The sequence below is a fragment of the Nitrincola lacisaponensis genome, from assembly GCF_000691225.1.
Classification (GTDB): domain Bacteria; phylum Pseudomonadota; class Gammaproteobacteria; order Pseudomonadales; family Balneatricaceae; genus Nitrincola; species Nitrincola lacisaponensis.
On record NZ_JMSZ01000001.1, the window covers coordinates 51,463 to 68,362 of the forward strand.

Here is a 16,900-nt window from a genome sequence, read left to right on the forward strand (position 1 = left end):
ATGCAGATGTCAGGTCGTATATGAAGACAGTCAAGCCTTGGGCGCTCACCTTTACCACCCGAATTTCGCTGATATTCGGCCTGTTGGGACTCACCGCACTCCTGGTAGCATCCATTTATGCGGTTCGCTCAAGCAACGCACAGTTGCATGCAGAGATCAGCAGCACACTTGACCAGCGCCACCGCGCAGTCCAAACCCTGATTGAGAATCGCCTTGATGTACTGAACGCCTACCTGGATGTTGCGTCATCCAATCATATTTTTTCTGCACTGCTCAATCAGGATGCCGGCTTTGATAACCTGGCAGATGACATGATTCTGATGTTCCAGGACTCGGAACGCGCCGTTATTCTGGATCTGTTCTTCCTGCTCTCTCCCGACGGACAACTGATTTTTGATGCAGGCATGCCGCTTTACAATACGCCACGTATTATCCAGCGCATGGACTCTCCTATCGTATACAGCACACAATGGCGACAGGTAGGAGCAGACAATCGGGCTGCCCTGATCCGATCCACTCCCATCTTCGACCCCTCTACCATTCAACTTCGAGGATACATGGTGACCGGTTTGGCACTGGGGCAAAATCGCTACTTCATTCAACACCTGTTACAAAGTGCTGACCTCGACCATATTGCGATACAGGACTCTCAGGACAATGTGCTGGTCAGTGCCACACAAACTCGCCAATTTCAGGATGCGGCCTTGCTGGATTTTTCACAGCTTGAAGATCCTAATGCACATGTTGCTGTGCGTCCATTAATACTGTTTGGTGAGCCAACCGAACTGTATATTTCAGTTGCCCTGTCCTCTGACCGGTTTTTGGGTCGTGCCGAACACTTTGCCCGTTCATTTATTCTGTTATCCGTTGGCTTTCTGGGCTTGCTGATTCTGGCAGGCTGGCTGTTGCACCTTAGCCACAGCCGTGCAATTTCCCGCTTACTTGCGTTTATTGATGCCACACAGAAGGGCATTAAGGGCAGCCAGTTTGAAATTACCGGTATCGACGAGTACAACCGTGTCGGCCAGGCCATGCAACACATGGTCGATGACCTGAATATCGCTGCAACCGTATTTGAGTCAGGAGAGGGGATGATTGTCACTGACCAACATCGCACCATCCTTCGCGTTAATCAGGCTTTTACCCGCATTACCGGCTATGAGCCTGAAGAAGTTACCGGAAAAAGTCTCAACTACATCAAGATCAAGGACGACAGCATCGAGTTTGATGCGATTAACGAAGCTCTGGCCAAACAAGGCGTCTGGCAGGATGAGCTGTGGAGTATGCGCAAGTGCGGGGATGGTTTCCTGCAGTGGACCAGCATCTCTGCAGTATTCAACGATTATGACGGCTCAATCATCAACTATGTCGTCACACTGCTGGACGTCACTGACCGTAAAGAAGCCGAGATCCGCATACGGCAGCTGGCATTTTATGATCAGCTCACCCTCCTGCCTAACCGGCAGCTGCTGATGGAGCGCCTGGATCATGCCCTCGAGAACAGCGCACGTCACCAGAATATAGGGGCCATTCTGTATCTGGATCTGGATGATTTTAAAACTCTGAATGATACCCGCGGGCATCATGCCGGAGATCAGCTGCTGAAAAAAGTGGCCGAACGCCTGTCAGCTTGCGTACGGCGCGTTGATACGGTTGCCCGCCTGGGAGGCGATGAGTTTATTATCCTGCTGGAAGACCTGGGCAATGAGCGCCAACATGCCGCTGTACTGGTAGAAAACCTCTGCCAGAAAATTCTTCACAGCCTCTGCCAACCTTATCAATTTGATTCACTGGAACACTTCAGCACTCTCAGTATCGGTGTTGCACTTTTCAGGGGAACCAATGAGAGTGTTGATGAGTTACTCAAACAGGCAGACCTGGCCATGTATCAGGCAAAAGCTGCCGGACGCAATACCTTCCGCTTCTTTGATCCTGCCATGCAGATCAAGGTGACCGAACATGCCACCCTGGCCAGAGATATACGCCAGGGCATTCAGCAGCGCGCCTTTCACCTGGTATATCAGCCCCAGATTACCCATCAAGGGCAGGTGTTTGGGGCTGAAGTACTGTTGCGCTGGCAGCATCCCGAACGCGGGCAGGTTTCTCCGGTCGAGTTTATTCCTGTGGCCGAGGAAACCGGGCTAATTCTGCCTATTGGTCAATGGGTACTGGAAGAGGCCTGTCAGCAGCTTGCTCGCTGGCAACAGACAACGCAACACCGCCATCTGGTGCTGGCAGTGAATATCAGCCCCAAACAGTTTCAGCAACCGAACTTTGTTGAGCAGGTACTGGCCTGTATCGACAAACACCAGTGTCTGCCTTCTGGGCTGAAGCTGGAAATTACCGAAAGCATGCTGCTGGAAGATATTGACGACACCATCGCCAAGATGGATCAATTGAAAGCACGTGGCATCAGCTTCTCACTGGATGACTTTGGCACCGGCTACTCCTCTTTGTCCTACCTGAAACGCCTGCCTCTGGATCAACTGAAGATCGATAAATCGTTTGTTTCCGACATGCTGCATGACAAACACCACGCCGATATCGCGCGCACAATCGTCTCATTGGCACGTAGCATGGAACTGGCGGTCATCGCTGAAGGTGTGGAAACAGAAGAACAGCGACGCATGCTGGAACACTTTGGCTGCTTCGCCTACCAGGGCTATCTGTTTAGCCGTCCTATCACTCTGGAAGCCTTTACCCAGCAATTTTTATGATACATATACTGCTGTTTCAACCCGAAATTCCGCCCAATACCGGCAATATTATTCGCTTGGCCGCCAATACCGGCTGTCAGTTGCACTTGATTGAACCGCTCGGTTTCTCGATGGAAGAAAAGTCATTGCGCCGCGCAGGGCTGGACTACCATGAGTTCGCCCAGGTACAGGTCTGGCCTGATCTGGAAACCTTTCAGCAGCAGGTCAATCCAGGCCGGCTGTTTGCGCTCTCCACCCGAGGCAGAGAGCATTACCACAAGGTTCGATTTCAGGATAATGACTGCCTGATGTTTGGTCCGGAAACACGGGGCCTTCCTACAGAACTGTTACAAAACTTGCCTGCTGAACAGGTACTGCGACTGCCGATGCGTGCCGGGAGCCGGAGCCTGAACCTCTCCAATACGGTTGCTGTGATGGTCTATGAAGCCCTGCGTCAGCAGGATTTCCCTGAGCTGAACTAGGCTGACACCGGCGTCATGACACCTGAAAGCCAGGTGTCAATAATGACATGTGAACACCAACAGAGCGTACTCGGCCCTAGCGCCGCACGCCAGAAACAAAAAATATAATTTATTTTATATCAATTGGTTAAGAATGAAATTCACCTTATAAAGCCAATTGGCACCTGAATTGCTATAACTCCAGTAACCTATCAACAGGATACTGGAGTCTGTCATGAGTCATACATCCGATGAAAGTTATGAAACCTTTGGGCTGGTGCCTTCAGTTGTACTGATTGTCGCTGCCTTTCTTGTAGCGATCCTGCCACTGGCCTTTCAGATTGGAGTACTGGCACTCTAAGGATGCACAGCTTTCTTGCGCTGCAGTAGCCAATCCATCTCCCGGTTGGCAAGCACCTCACTCACCCATCAGTTTATGCAGCAGCCTGCTCAGACTCCCTGAGTGGGCTTTTTTTTGGTTATATTATGGGTTTTGTGACAAAGCGTTGAACGGCAATAGCATTAGGGAGTAAGCATTAAGGAATAGCGAGGATCGAAAAAGGCTCATCAAACGCCTGAAGAAGCGATAACGAGAAGAATTCTGTCTGGGAAATAAAACCGGATTGGTGCAGATGGGGAGACTCGAACTCCCACGCCCGTGAAGGCACTAGCACCTGAAGCTAGCGTGTCTACCAATTCCACCACATCTGCATATGACACTTTTAACGCTCAAATCCAACACCATCTTAAGATGGTGCAGATGGGGAGACTCGAACTCCCACGCCCGTGAAGGCACTAGCACCTGAAGCTAGCGTGTCTACCAATTCCACCACATCTGCGTCAAAAGTGGGCCGCATTATATCGACCCTACAGGGGCTTGTGAAGCCCCTGTATCAAAAAAAGATTTATTCCTGCAAACAACCTGCGAAAGAATCGGCCAACTGTTGCAAATAGGCGAGATAACCTGTCGAAGAAAGCTCAATATCACGCGCCAGCGGATCCAGCACACCCTGGCGGACATCCAGCCCACGGGTAATGGTATTCACCACCGCACTGGTAAACTGGGGTTCGCTAAAGACACACACAGCCTTGCCATCATCGAGTTGCTGGCGAATCTGTGCCAGATGACGCGCACCAGGCTGACGCGCAGGATCAACAGTGAAGTAACCCAGTTGATTCAACCCATAATGCTCAACAAAATGGCCATAGGCATCGTGGAACACGAAGAAGCCCTTCGTCTGCAAGGGCGCCAACTGGGCCTGTATCGCGCTATCCAGATCATGCAGTGCCGCTTTAAACTGCGCCAGATTCTGCTGCAACTGATCGCTATGTTCAGGCATCAACCTGACCAGAGCCGCCGTCATCTGAACAGCGATATCTGCAGCATTCTCAGGGTCCAGCCAGATGTGAGCGTCATGATCATGGTCGTGATGGTCGTCGTGACCATGCGAATGGCCATGCGAGTGACCATGACCGTGGGAATGTCCATGTCCATGAGAGTGACCGTGATCCTTATCATCATGTCCGTGAGCATGGCTGGCTTCTCTCGCGTGGTCATCTTCATCTGAGTGATATAACTGAACGATAGTAGCCTCAGTACGCTGCAATGGGCGCACCAGGAATTGCTCCATATCGGGTCCCACCCAGAAAATCAGATCTGCATCGGTCAGCAGCTGCATATCTGAAGGACGCAACGCAAAGGTGTGTGGAGAAGCACTGTCAGGAAGCAGTTGTACCGGGTCAGCAACACCCTCCATGACGGCCAACGCAATCAGCTGCAGGGGCTTAAGCGTTGTAACCACTTGCTGAGCGTGAAGCTGTACAGAAAAAAATAGCAGTGCTGCCAGAGGCAAACTGCGGACTAAGCGGTTTAATTTTGGCATGATAGTCACTAATCCTGTTACTAGAAAATTTGAGTTATAATATAACAAATCCTCTTGGAACGCATCTGCCATGCCGGAATCTCATCAAGCGTTTGTCTGCTCTTCAGACCATCAGCACTGTATCGACGAAGCACTGACTGCTGCCAAACAGCTATGCCGTGACAAGCAACTTCGTCTGACACCAGTGAGAGAGCTGGTGCTGCGCCTGATCTGGCAGAGTCACAAACCACTGGGTGCATACGACTTACTCCCTGCATTGGCCAAAGCGGGTTTCAACTCGGCACCGCCTACGGTATACCGCGCACTGGAGTTCTTGCAGGAGCAGGGACTGGTTCACCGACTTGCATCGTTAAATGCCTATATGGGTTGTAATCATCCCGGCACCTCGCATTCAGGTTGCTTTTTTATCTGTGAGGAATGTCACCAGGCCCTGGAAATTGAAGCATCACCTCTGCAAACCACACTGCAGCGACATGCGGAAGAACTAAACTTTTCCATTACCCGGGAAACCATTGAAGTGCTTGGTGTTTGCCCGGAATGCCAACAACAGAAGGCCCAGTCGCATGCCTGAGCATCACCCGGATCTGATTCGTCTTGACCAGGTATCTGTCCGTTTTGCCCGTGAGGATGTACTCAGTCAGGTATCCCTAGCATTACATGACGATTGCATCACCACCCTGATCGGCCCGAACGGTGCCGGTAAAACCACACTGGTGAGAGTGGTTCTGGGATTGATCAAGCCCAGCAGCGGCAAGCTCTGGAAAGCACCCGGGCTGCGGGTTGGTTATATGCCACAAAAACTGCATATCGATCGCACCATGCCGCTGACCGTCAAACGCTTTCTGCATATCGGTCTGAAGCCGGACAGTCATCGCCTGACCCAGACGCTGGATCAGGTCGGAGCCGGTCATCTGCTGAAAAATTCCTTTCATGACCTGTCCGGAGGCGAAACCCAGCGGGTACTGCTGGCACGTGCACTGCTGCGAGACCCTCAACTGCTGGTACTCGATGAACCGGTACAGGGCGTGGATGTAAACGGGCAGACAGAGCTGTATCAACTGATCAGCGCCATCCGTGAGCAGCGTAAATGTGGCATCCTGATGATTTCTCACGACCTGCATCTGGTGATGTCTTCTACCGACCATGTCATCTGCCTGAATCGACACGTGTGCTGTTCCGGACATCCTGAGCGGGTCAGTAATGATCCGACCTTTATCGAGCTGTTTGGCCGCAGTCAGGCGCAGGCCTTTGCGCTGTACAACCACCATCATGATCATCGCCATGACCGGCTGGACAGCTCCTGTGAGCTGCTACAGGATGTTCACGCACAGCACGAGTCCGCCAAAGATGCCTGAGTTTATTATCACCGCCTTACTGGGTGGACTAGGTGTCGCAGCCATTACCGGTCCACTGGGTGCTTTTGTCGTCTGGCGACGCATGGCCTATTTCGGCGATACGCTGGCTCACTCTGCGCTAATGGGGGTCGCTCTGGGCTTTTTGTTCGGCATCAACCTCAATCTTGCCGTCATGGCCTGCTGTGTCCTGCTGGCGATTTTGCTGGTGGCCATGCAAAAACAGCATTTGGTAGCGACCGATACATTGCTGGGGATTATGGCGCACAGTACCCTGTCGATTGGCCTGGTGGCCGTGTCGTTACTGGATCATATTCGTATTGACCTGATGGAATATCTGTTCGGCGACCTGCTGGCCATCGCTCCCAATGACCTGCTCTGGGTATTTGGTGGTGGAGTACTGGTACTGCTGACGCTCTGGCGTCTCTGGCACCCGCTGCTGGCGATTACGATTAATGAAGAGCTGGCTCGGGTCGAAGGCGTCAATGTCACCGCCACACGCCTGGCACTAATGCTGATGATCGCACTGGTCATTGCCGTCGCCATGAAGCTGGTGGGTATTCTGCTGATTACATCTCTGCTGATCATTCCTGCCGCCGCCGCTCGCCGTCTGTCGTCAACGCCTGAGCAAATGGCGGTTATTGCCTCTGCACTGGGAATGCTGGCTGTTTCAGGCGGCATCTGGGGCTCTTGGACCTTTGATACCCCTGCAGGTCCCTCGGTGGTTGTGACGGCCCTGTTGATTTTTCTGGCACTCTACAGCCTGCCGTTTCGCAAAGGCCAGTAGCCATGCACTGGCTGAGGATTTATCGCCCCAACCGGGCCACACACAAACAGGTATGGCAACTGGCCTGGCCGATGATGCTGTCGAATATCACCGTACCCCTGCTGGGACTGGTGGATACGGCAGTGATGGGGCACCTGCCAGACCCGCGCTACCTGGCGGCTATCGCGGTCGGTGGCATGCTGTTTACAGTAGTCTACTGGACCTTTGGTTTTCTGCGCATGGGCACTACCGGCCTAGTCGCGCAGTCGTTCGGGCGAGAAGACGGTGACGCCATTCGCCGTTACCTGATGCAGTCCCTGCTCATCGCAACCACCCTCGGTCTGCTCATCTGGCTGCTGCGCCAGCCATTGATTGAACTGGCCCTGCAACTGGCAGGGGCGGCTCCTGATGTGATAGAGGAGGCACGACGCTATGCTCAGATCCGCGCCTGGGGCGCTCCGGCAGTGCTGTGTAACTTTGTTCTGCTGGGGTGGTTTGTAGGCAACCAGAATACCCGCATTCCGCTGCTGTTGCTGACGATCACCAATCTGCTCAATATTCTGCTGAACCTGCTGCTGGTATTTGGCCTGGGCATGCGTGCAGAGGGCGTTGCACTGGGCACCGTCATTGCCGAATACACTAGCCTGTTACTGGGGCTTTGGCTGTGCCGGGGGCTACTGCAGCGCACAGCAGGCCAGTTTCAGTGGCCTGCACTGCTGCGCCTGGCGGACTATGTGGCATTGTTTCACGTGAATCGTTACCTGTTTGTCCGCACACTGCTGCTGCTGTTTTGCTTCGCTTTCTTTACCGCCCAGGGCGCCAGAATGGGCACTGATATTGTCGCCGCCAACGCGGTACTGCTGAATTTTCTGGTATTGATTTCCAATGCGCTGGATGGCTATGCCCACGCCACCGAAGCACTGGCAGGGCGCGCACTGGGCAGACAGAAACGCCGCGAATTCTATACGCTGATCCTGTCGGCAACCCTCTGGTCACTGATATCCGCAGGCCTGATGACGCTGTTCTTCTGGCTGGCGGGTGATCTGCTGATCCATGCACTCACAGGTTTGCCGGAGGTACGAGAAACAGCATCTCGCTATTTACCCTGGCTGATCGCACTGCCGTTACTGGCTGTGTGGAGTTTTTTGCTGGATGGCGTTTTCATTGGTACCACGCAGGTAAAAGCCATGCAAAATACCATGATCATTTCGGTACTGCTGATGTTCCTGCCTCTCTGGTGGCTCAGCCAGCCACTCGGCAATCATGGCCTGTGGCTGGCTTTCTGCAGTCTGTTTCTGGCACGAGGCATCACCGGCGGCTATGTCTATTGGCAACTGGTACGACATAACCGCTGGGGCTTACCGCCAAACTGAAGCGCTTGCGCACCTCAAACCTCAGGATGGCTTACCCGGATCAAGCAGACGTATGGGCTCGGCTTTAACCTCTGCAGGCTTATCTGCACGTGCCGACAAGCGGTCTTCCGGTTGCTCTTTGTGTACCCGAGTATCCAGCTCTTTGGGTTCCGGACGACCATCCAGACGCAACGAATCGGTGAACCCACAAGCGATGCACTCGCGGTATTCACGTTCTTCGTCACGGTGCATCCGCACTGAATCCATCTTGCCACAACGCGGACAGACGGCTCCGGCGATAAAACGTTTCACGGGACTCATAGACACCTCATGCTGCCCTGACAATGCCGTTATGGCGCAACAGAGCCTCGACACTGGGTTCACGTCCACGGAAGGCGACAAACAGATTCATGGGTTCTTCCGAACCGCCTTTTTCCAGAATATGACGGCGGAAATCTGCTCCGGCTTCAGCACTGAAAATACCTTCTTCCTCAAACCGGGAAAACGCATCTGCGGACAAGACCTCAGCCCATTTGTAGCTGTAATAACCAGCCGCATAGCCACCAGCAAAAATATGACTGAAACTGTGCTGAAAACGATTTTCTTCAGGCGGACGGATGACCGCTACCTGATCACGCACACGATCCAGCACCTGCTGCACATTCGTCTGGCCTGGCTGATACTGCTGATGCAGCTGGAAATCGAACAGTGAAAATTCCAACTGCCGCACCATCATCATGCCAGCCTGGAAGTGTTTGGCAGCGAGCATATTATCGAGCAGCGCCTGAGGCAGTGGCTCACCAGTTTCATAATGCCCGGACATCAGCGCCAGACCTTCAGGCTCCCAGCACCAGTTTTCCATAAACTGACTGGGCAGCTCCACTGCGTCCCAGGCCACACCATTGATGCCGCTGACCTCCGGGTAATCGACACGGCTAAGCATATGATGCAAACCGTGACCAAATTCATGGAACAGGGTGGTCACCTCATCATGTGTCAGCAGGGCAGGCTTGTCACCCAGCGGTGGCGTAAAGTTGCACACCAGATAGGCCACAGGCAACTGCAGCTCACCATTGGCCAGGCGTCGACGATCACGACAGTCCGCCATCCAGGCACCACCACGTTTGTTACTTCTGGCAAAGGGATCGAGATAACAGTAAGCCAGCGTATCTCCATCACGGGACAGACGGAACAGGCGCACATCAGCATGCCAGGCATCGACACTGGCCTGCTCTTCAACCTGAACACCAAACAGCCGTTCGACAATCGCAAACAGGCCATTCAATACTTTCGGCAAGGGAAAGTAGGGACGCAACTGCTGCTGCGAAACCTGGTAGCGAGACTGTTTCAGTTTCTCGGCATAATAGCTGATATCCCAGGGCATCAGCTGTTCAAGGCCATCCTGCTCTGTCGCAAAGGCGGTCAATTCGGCAAGATCCTGGAGGGCCACTGGCCGACTTTTTTCGGCAAGATCCTGCAAAAAGCCAATCACCTGCTGTCCGGTATCAGCCATTTTCGTCGCCAGCGAATAATCTGCATAATGTGAAAAACCCAGTAGCTGAGCCAGCTCATGTCGCAATGCCAGAATTTCATCCATCACCGGTCCATTATCCCAGCGGCCCGCATTGGGGCCCTGGTCTGACGCCCGGGTGGAATAGGCACGATAGAGCTTCTCGCGCAATGCGGCCTGATCCGCATAGGTCATCACGGCATAGTAAGCCGGGAAATCCAGTGTAATCACCCATCCCGACAGCTCACGCTGTTGTGCCGCCGTAGCCGCGGCCTCGATCGCATCCTCCGGCAAGCCTTTCAGGTCTTCCACCGTCTCGGTGTGGTAATACCAGCCCTGAGTGGCATCCAGTACATTTTCGGAAAACTTGCTGGTCAGGGCTGACAGGCGCTGCTGAATCTCGGCGTAGCGCTGCTGTTGTTCAGCAGGCAGGGCAATACCGGACAAGCGGAAATCACGCAGGGCATGCTCCAGCACCTTCTGCTGAGCCGGCTCCAGTTGTGCATAGGTATCACTGCTGGCCAGACGCTCATAGGCCTCAAACAGCCCTTTGTGCTGTCCCATCTCGGTCCAGTAGGCAGACAGCTTCTGCTGACAGCTGTTATAAACCTGACGCAAAGCGTCTGAGTTCATCACCGAATTCAGATGTGTTGTAATCGACCAGGCATAGCTCAGACGGTCGCCCGCATCTTCAAGCACCTGCACCAATGACTGCCAGTTATGCGCACCTTTCTGCTCAGTCAGTTCAGCAATCAGACGGCGGTTCTGCGCCAGCAACGCATCCACAGCGGGTTCAATATGTTCCACCTGGATCTGACTGAAGGGTGGAAGCTGGCTCGGAGCAAGTAACGGGTTATTCATAGCGTGCCTCTTGAAGATGAACTCAGCCAGCGGGAAATGCACAACAGTGATCCACGATGGACTTGTGATATACAATGGGGAAAAGCCGACCACTTTTCAACTGATCAATCAGGTATTCCATGCATATACGTACATTTCAGGGCAAACGGCCCAAACTCGGTGACCAAGTATTTGTTGACCCCAGTGCAGTGGTACTGGGTGACGTTGAAATTGGAGAGGACTCTTCGATCTGGCCTCTCACCGTCATTCGTGGCGATATGAACTGGATACGCATAGGTCGCTGTACCAGCATACAGGATGGTTCAGTCCTGCATATTACCCATGCAGGCCCTTACAACCCGGATGGCTTCCCTCTGGAAATTGGAGACGAAGTCACCGTCGGCCATCAGGTCACCTTGCATGGCTGCCGGATAGGTAACCGGGTACTGGTCGGCATGGGCAGCATGGTTATGGACGGTGCAGTGGTGGAAGATGAAGTCATTATCGGTGCAGGTAGCCTGGTACCGCCCGGAAAGCGGCTGGAAAGCGGCTACCTGTATGTTGGTCGTCCTGCAAAACAGGTGCGGCCACTGACCGAGAAAGAGCTGGCGTTTTTTAGCTACAGTGCCAATAACTATCGGAAGTTGAAGGACCTTCACCTGCAAGAAGCGTGGAGCGAGTAAGCACTTACAAGCCCAACAGCATCCACATCAATGGCAGGAACAGCGCTGTAAACACGCCGGTCAGCCCCATGCCCAGTGAAGCAAAGGCACCGGCTGTGGGGCTGATTTCGAAAGCACGCACTGTACCTATGGCATGACCATTGATGCCCAACGCGAAGCCCAGCACACGGTGGTCGTCAATCTTTAGCCAGCGGCTTAACAGATTGACCCAGAGCGTAGCCATGACGCCAGTGACCAGTAGTCCGCCCATCAGAATCGGTACGGAACCGCCCAGTTGCTCTGTAATCCCGATGGCAATCGGAGCCGTCACTGATTTGGGCGCAAAAGACGCCAGAAGTTCAGGTGTCGCCCCGGCCAGCCAGGCCAGCATCATGGCATAGAGTGCCGCCAGCGTTGCGGCGGGCGGCAAGGTTAACAGTATGGGTTTCCAGAGCGCCCGTATATGATGTATCTGCTGGAACAGCGGCACACCCAGCGCCACGGTTGCAGGGCCCAGCAGCAATACCAGCCAACTGGCTCCCGCCTGATAGCGGGTGTAGTCAATACCGAGTACCACCAGCAATAGCACCACCAGTAAAGCCGCCAGCAGGATACCTGGGCACCAGCTGGGGCGCCCCATTTTCTGAAACAAGACATTACCGGCAAAGAAGGCACTCAGGGTTATCGCAATCGATGCGATAGGTGTTGCTGTCAGATGATCACGCAACAACACCAGCTCCGTCCAGAACTCAGTCATCATCTGACTCCCGTGGTGGCTGACGCGGCATCATCCGAGACATCAGCCACAGGGTCGTCAAAACACTCAGCAGTGTACCCACCACTAACGCCAGTACTGCCGCCAACCAGAAATGTGCATAATCGCCGAGTACGAAAAAAACACCCACTACGCCGGGCATAATCAACATAGCCAAGAGTGCAATCAGCGGCTGGCTGACAGCTGCAATATCGGTATGCAGACGTCCTCGCAGAATCAGCCATGCGGTGAGCAGCAACATACCCACCACACCGGCCGAGATGGGCAGCTGTAGCCAGGTCACCAACAGATCACCCAGCAGCAAAAAGCCCAGCAGCCACAAAAATCCCTTAATGACATTCATGCGTTTGTTTCCGTGACCTCAGGGCTTGGCTTTGGCTATTTCGCGCAAACGCTTGACGACCTGAGCATTGATACTGCGCTGGGTAAAGTGGCCATCTGCTTTCACCGTACCCGCTTTACGCCCCATTAACAGTTCCAGACACTCATCAACATGGCTGACAGCATGTACGGTAAACTGACCCGCCTTGACGGCATCCACAACATCCTTTTTCAACATCAGATTGCGCACATTGGCACGCGGGATGATCACACCCTGATCACCCGTCAGACCGCGCGTCTGGCACAGCCGGAAAAAGCCCTCAATCTTCTCATTCACGCCACCAATGGCCTGAACTTCACCATACTGGTTGATCGAGCCGGTGGTGGCAAACTGCTGCAGAATCGGGATACCGGTCAGCGCAGAGATCAGAGTACAGATCTCTGCCAGGGACGCACTGTCACCATCGATATAGCCATAGGACTGCTCCATCGCAATGCTGGCTGACAGGGTCATGGGAAAATCATGTGCATACTGATGCCCCAGATAACCCGACAGGATCAATACCCCTTTGGAGTGAATTGGCTGCCCCAGAGTCACTTCGCGCTCTATATCCACAATGCCTTTATTGCCCGGGTTCACGGTAGCCGTAATACGTGCCGGGGTACCAAAGGATACATCCCCCACTTGCAATACCGTCAGGCCATTGGCACACCCGACCGCACTGCCTTCGGTATCGATCAACACCGTACGGTTCAGCATGCTTTCCAGAATTTTTTCAGCCAGTCGCCCGGTACGCCGCTCTTTGCCCTGCAGCGCCATCTCGACATGCTGCGTGCCTATCAGATCATCTCCTTTCTGACGCCGACGGAAGTCCGCCTCGCACAGCAGGTCAACCAATTCACCGATATGTGCGGACAGCATCTCCTGATCTTCGGCCATACGCGAGCTGTGCTCCGTCAGCCGGGCAACAGCCTCGCGCTTCAGTGGCGCCAGCCCCTCTTCGACAGCCAGTGTTTTCATCAGGCGGGCATAGTTACGCACACTCGCAGGTGTACGTTTCACATCTTCATCAAAGTCGACCACAACCCGAAACATCTTTTCAAAGTCATGATCCAGCTCCTGAAGCAGGTAATAAATATCACGACCACCAATCAACACCACCTTGACCTTGAGCGGCACAGGCTGTGGATTCAGTGTAATGGTACTGACTCCGGTGTATTCACTGACCGGGTTTTCGATGCGAATTTCATGCGACTTCAACGCCCGCTTCAGGGCACTGTAGACAAACGGCTGCTCCAGCAGTTTCTCTGCCTCCAGCAGCAAATAACCGCCATTGGCACGATGCAGTGCACCAGGGCGAATCAGTGTGTAGTTGGTGACCAATGCCCCCATTTCACTGTTGTATTCCACTCGGCCAAATAGGTTTTCGTAACTGGGATGCGCCTCATACACAACCGGTGCACCTTTGGTTTTATGGTTATCAACCAACAGGTTGATACCATAATTTTCTTCCAGAAACTGCTGGCGCATGGCATCGGTTTTGACTTCGATACTGCGATCATCACCGACAATTTCGGCGACATTCTTGATCAGATCCTTTTCGACATAGCCCAGGTACTTAATGATATTGGCATGGTGAACATAGCGATCCCGGAGCTGGGCAAACAGCGGCTGAATCGATTTACGCGTGGTATCACTATCCAGGTGACGTATCTCCGCCGCGGCTTCACGACGCCATTTTGGCAATTCAGTCAGCGCTTCGTTGAGCTGGTCTTCAAGATCAGAAATATTATTCTGGATCACCTCACGCTCGGCTTCCGGCAGTTGCGAGAAAGCCGCTTCATCCATGGCCTGTCCATCAGACAAGGGCGTGAATCCGATCGTACCGGCATCCCGGTATACGGCAATATTCACTTCACGTGCCTTGCGTTCTACCAGATCCACTGCCTGGTCATAGCGCTTGGTGAAATCCCGCTCGATACGGCTCTTCATACGCTGATAGCCGGGGCTTTCAAACGCGGCAGGCAGCTCAGTCAGCAAACTTTCGAACAGGCCCTCAATATCTTTTTTCAGCTGCTGCGCCTTACCGGCCGGCAGCTGCAACACCACAGGATAACGCCCGTCAGACAGGTTGTTCAGATAACACCAGTCCATCGGTTTATGCTCTTTCTTGGCATAATTTTTCAGATTTTCCATGGCAAACGAGAAACGCCCGGTATGCGGGTTACCCATCACAAACAGGTTGTAACCATGGCGCTGCATGCTGATACCGAAGTCCATCGCTTCAATCGCACGCTCCTGGCCAAAAAAGCCATTAAAGGGTTCGATTGATTCAGTGGTGAGAAAGGGCAGGTCCTTGGGATCACATACCCGGTAAAGCTGGTCTGCACTCAGTCGCGTGGAATCTGTCATATTGGCCATCCAAAGAGCAGGAAAGTATAAGCGGGTTATAACGTTTATCGATGCAGGGATGCAAGAAGCGTTTGTTATTGCTGTGCCAGACTCTGGCGCAGCAGGCTGATCACCGGCGCCGTGTCCGGGCGTACACCGCGCCAGCACAAAAAGGCTTCCGCAGCCTGCTCAACCAGCATACCCAAACCGTCAACGGCTCGCGCTGCCTGATGCGTAATCGCCCACTGACAGAAGGCTGTCGGACGTGCAGAATACATCATGTCATAGCAAAGTGTGTGAGCACCCACTATCACTGGATTCACCGGAGGAAGATCTCCAGACAAACTGGCAGAGGTTCCGTTGATGATCAGATCAAATTCGCCATCCGACGGCACACTGGTATAGCCACCGCCCTGCAGCAACACACCTTCTGGCAGCAGGGGAGCAAACTGTTCAACCAACAGCTGCGCTTTTTCTGCTGTACGATTGGCGATGAACAGCTGACTGCAACCGGCATCCAGTAAAGGCTGAATGACGCCACGCACCGCGCCACCCGCACCAAGCATCAGGATGCGCGCACCCTCAAGCTTCACCTGTACATTCTGTGTCAGATCGGTTACCAGGCCGATGCCATCGGTATTATCACCCCACAGCTGGCCACTTTCATCCCGCCAAAGGGTATTGACTGCACCCGCCAACTCGGCACGCGGCGTGCGGCAAGCAGCCAATCGCCAGGCCTGCTCCTTGAAGGGTACGGTGACATTGACACCCTTGCCATCACCCTGCAAAAACTGGCTTACACAGGACTCAAAGCCATCCAGCGGAGCTTCAATTGCGCGATACTCCATACGCTGATGTTGCTGACGTGCAAAGCAGGCGTGAATAAAGGGTGAACGACTGTGAGTGACAGGGTTTCCCAGGACAGCATACTGATCGGTCATTTTCAGGCTCCTAACCAGTCTCGCGGCTTCAAAAACTCACTGTACAACCGCGCTTCATCAGAACCTGGTTCCGGTGCCCAATCATAACTCCAGCGAACCACAGGCGGCAGGGACATGAGTATTGACTCGGTCCGTCCACCAGACTGCAGCCCGAACAGAGTTCCCCGGTCGTACACCAGATTGAATTCAACATAACGCCCGCGCCGATGCAGCTGAAATTCACGCTGCAGATCTGTCCAGGGCATATCCGCACGACGCTCAACAATAGGCCGGTAGGCATGCATATACGCATCACCGACAGAACGCATAAAGGCAAAGCTGGTATCAAAATCAGGGGTATTCAGATCATCAAAAAACAGGCCGCCAATGCCGCGTGGTTCATTGCGATGTTTCAGGTAAAAATACTCATCACACCACTGTTTATAGCGCGGATAATAGTCCTCACCAAACGGCTCGCAAGCAGATCGGGCAACCTGGTGCCAATGTATGCAGTCCTCTTCATAGCCATAGTAGGGCGTCAGGTCAAAGCCGCCACCAAACCACCAGACGGGTGCTTCGCCCTCTTTTTCCGCAATAAAGAAGCGCACATTGGCATGAGATGTGGGTATATGGGGATTGTGAGGATGTATCACCAGGGAAACACCCATGGCCTGAAAGCGTCTACCCGCCAGTTCAGGTCGATGCGCGGTGGCAGAAGCCGGCAGGCCATCACCGAATACGTGTGAAAAGTTCACACCACCTTTTTCAATCAGCCGACCATCTGCCAGCACCCGACTGCGGCCACCGCCACCACCAGGACGCTGCCAGGCATCCTCAACAAACGCCTGACCATCCAGTTCGGTAAAGGCTTCACAGATACGCTCCTGTAATTCGAGCAAGTAACGTTTCACCTGTGCCGTATCTGGCTGCTGCATAGCTGACTCCCGCCGATATAAATATACTTGTAAGT

At 53.5% G+C, this 16,900-nt stretch carries 16 protein-coding genes and 2 tRNA genes; 8 read left to right on the forward strand and 10 right to left on the reverse strand.

All coding sequences use genetic code 11. From position 1 onward, the window contains the following. The first annotated feature begins 20 nt into the window (after nt 1–20). From ADINL_RS15765 to ADINL_RS16735, 3 genes are all read left to right on the forward strand, one after another. Complete coding sequence (locus ADINL_RS15765; protein ID WP_051632424.1) at nt 21–2,717, forward strand: EAL domain-containing protein; 2,697 nt, start codon at nt 21–23, stop codon at nt 2,715–2,717. Further along, a complete protein-coding gene (gene trmL / locus ADINL_RS00255; RefSeq protein WP_036542318.1) occupies nt 2,714–3,178 on the forward strand; it encodes a tRNA (uridine(34)/cytosine(34)/5-carboxymethylaminomethyluridine(34)-2'-O)-methyltransferase TrmL in 465 nt (154 codons plus the stop codon). Before ADINL_RS15765 ends, trmL begins: the two co-directional genes overlap by 4 nt. A gap of 214 nt (nt 3,179–3,392) precedes the next feature. Continuing rightward, a complete protein-coding gene (locus tag ADINL_RS16735; protein ID WP_275574396.1) occupies nt 3,393–3,518 on the forward strand; it encodes a hypothetical protein in 126 nt (41 codons plus the stop codon). A 263-nt stretch (nt 3,519–3,781) separates the two neighbouring features. Here ADINL_RS16735 and ADINL_RS00260 read toward each other — a convergent pair. The 3 genes from ADINL_RS00260 to znuA all read right to left on the reverse strand — a co-directional run bounded on the left by ADINL_RS00260 (nt 3,782) and on the right by znuA (nt 5,040). Continuing rightward, nucleotides 3,782–3,868: transfer RNA gene (locus tag ADINL_RS00260), tRNA-Leu, on the reverse strand. A gap of 41 nt (nt 3,869–3,909) precedes the next feature. Then, nucleotides 3,910–3,996, reverse strand: a tRNA-Leu gene (locus ADINL_RS00265). Between the two features lie 66 nt (nt 3,997–4,062). Further along, nucleotides 4,063–5,040: a zinc ABC transporter substrate-binding protein ZnuA gene (gene znuA / locus ADINL_RS00270; protein WP_036542320.1), complete on the reverse strand. Its 978-nt coding sequence runs from the start codon at nt 5,038–5,040 to the stop codon at nt 4,063–4,065. Between the two features lie 70 nt (nt 5,041–5,110). On the opposite strand from znuA, the gene ADINL_RS00275 reads away from it, so the two are divergent. From ADINL_RS00275 to ADINL_RS00290, 4 genes are read left to right on the forward strand one after another with little or no spacing between them, the layout of a single operon-like run. Continuing rightward, nucleotides 5,111–5,611, forward strand: a complete 501-nt coding sequence (locus ADINL_RS00275) for a Fur family transcriptional regulator (protein ID WP_036542322.1) — start codon at nt 5,111–5,113, stop codon at nt 5,609–5,611. After that, entirely contained in the window at nt 5,604–6,395 is a 792-nt protein-coding gene (gene znuC, locus ADINL_RS00280) for a zinc ABC transporter ATP-binding protein ZnuC (protein ID WP_036542324.1), read from the forward strand. The genes ADINL_RS00275 and znuC overlap by 8 nt, the downstream gene beginning before the upstream one ends. After that, nucleotides 6,388–7,179 (forward strand): zinc ABC transporter permease subunit ZnuB, encoded by a 792-nt coding sequence (znuB, locus tag ADINL_RS00285; protein WP_036542327.1) that lies wholly within the window; start codon nt 6,388–6,390, stop codon nt 7,177–7,179. The genes znuC and znuB overlap by 8 nt, the downstream gene beginning before the upstream one ends. A 2-nt stretch (nt 7,180–7,181) precedes the next feature. Then, the gene (locus ADINL_RS00290) at nt 7,182–8,531 is read left to right on the forward strand and encodes an MATE family efflux transporter (protein WP_036542329.1); all 1,350 of its coding nucleotides are present in this window, start codon (nt 7,182–7,184) and stop codon (nt 8,529–8,531) included. Between the two features lie 21 nt (nt 8,532–8,552). On the opposite strand, the gene ADINL_RS00295 is transcribed toward ADINL_RS00290, so the two are convergent. Together ADINL_RS00295 and prlC are read right to left on the reverse strand one after the other, a co-directional pair. After that, nucleotides 8,553–8,831, reverse strand: coding sequence for a YheV family putative zinc ribbon protein (locus ADINL_RS00295; RefSeq protein WP_036542331.1), 279 nt, complete (start codon nt 8,829–8,831; stop codon nt 8,553–8,555). Nucleotides 8,832–8,838: 7 nt separating this feature from the next. After that, entirely contained in the window at nt 8,839–10,881 is a 2,043-nt protein-coding gene (prlC, locus tag ADINL_RS00300) for an oligopeptidase A (RefSeq protein ID WP_051632425.1), read from the reverse strand. 119 nt (nt 10,882–11,000) lie between these two features. On the opposite strand from prlC, the gene ADINL_RS00305 reads away from it, so the two are divergent. Then, nucleotides 11,001–11,543, forward strand: coding sequence for a gamma carbonic anhydrase family protein (locus ADINL_RS00305; RefSeq protein ID WP_036542332.1), 543 nt, complete (start codon nt 11,001–11,003; stop codon nt 11,541–11,543). 4 nt (nt 11,544–11,547) lie between these two features. Here ADINL_RS00305 and ADINL_RS00310 read toward each other — a convergent pair whose 3' ends face one another. The 5 genes from ADINL_RS00310 to hemF all read right to left on the reverse strand — a co-directional run bounded on the left by ADINL_RS00310 (nt 11,548) and on the right by hemF (nt 16,865). Continuing rightward, entirely contained in the window at nt 11,548–12,279 is a 732-nt protein-coding gene (locus ADINL_RS00310; protein WP_036542333.1) for an LrgB family protein, read from the reverse strand. Further along, on the reverse strand, nt 12,272–12,640 hold the full coding sequence (locus ADINL_RS00315; RefSeq protein WP_036542334.1) for a CidA/LrgA family protein: 369 nt from the start codon (nt 12,638–12,640) through the stop codon (nt 12,272–12,274). Before ADINL_RS00315 ends, ADINL_RS00310 begins: the two co-directional genes overlap by 8 nt. 18 nt (nt 12,641–12,658) lie before the next feature. Then, the gene (locus ADINL_RS00320; protein WP_036542335.1) at nt 12,659–15,031 is read right to left on the reverse strand and encodes a Lon protease family protein; all 2,373 of its coding nucleotides are present in this window, start codon (nt 15,029–15,031) and stop codon (nt 12,659–12,661) included. 74 nt (nt 15,032–15,105) lie between these two features. Beyond that, nucleotides 15,106–15,951, reverse strand: a complete 846-nt coding sequence (gene aroE / locus ADINL_RS00325) for a shikimate dehydrogenase (protein WP_036542336.1) — start codon at nt 15,949–15,951, stop codon at nt 15,106–15,108. Nucleotides 15,952–15,953: 2 nt separating this feature from the next. Next, nucleotides 15,954–16,865, reverse strand: coding sequence for an oxygen-dependent coproporphyrinogen oxidase (hemF, locus tag ADINL_RS00330; RefSeq protein ID WP_036542337.1), 912 nt, complete (start codon nt 16,863–16,865; stop codon nt 15,954–15,956). Nucleotides 16,866–16,900: the final 35 nt, after the last annotated feature.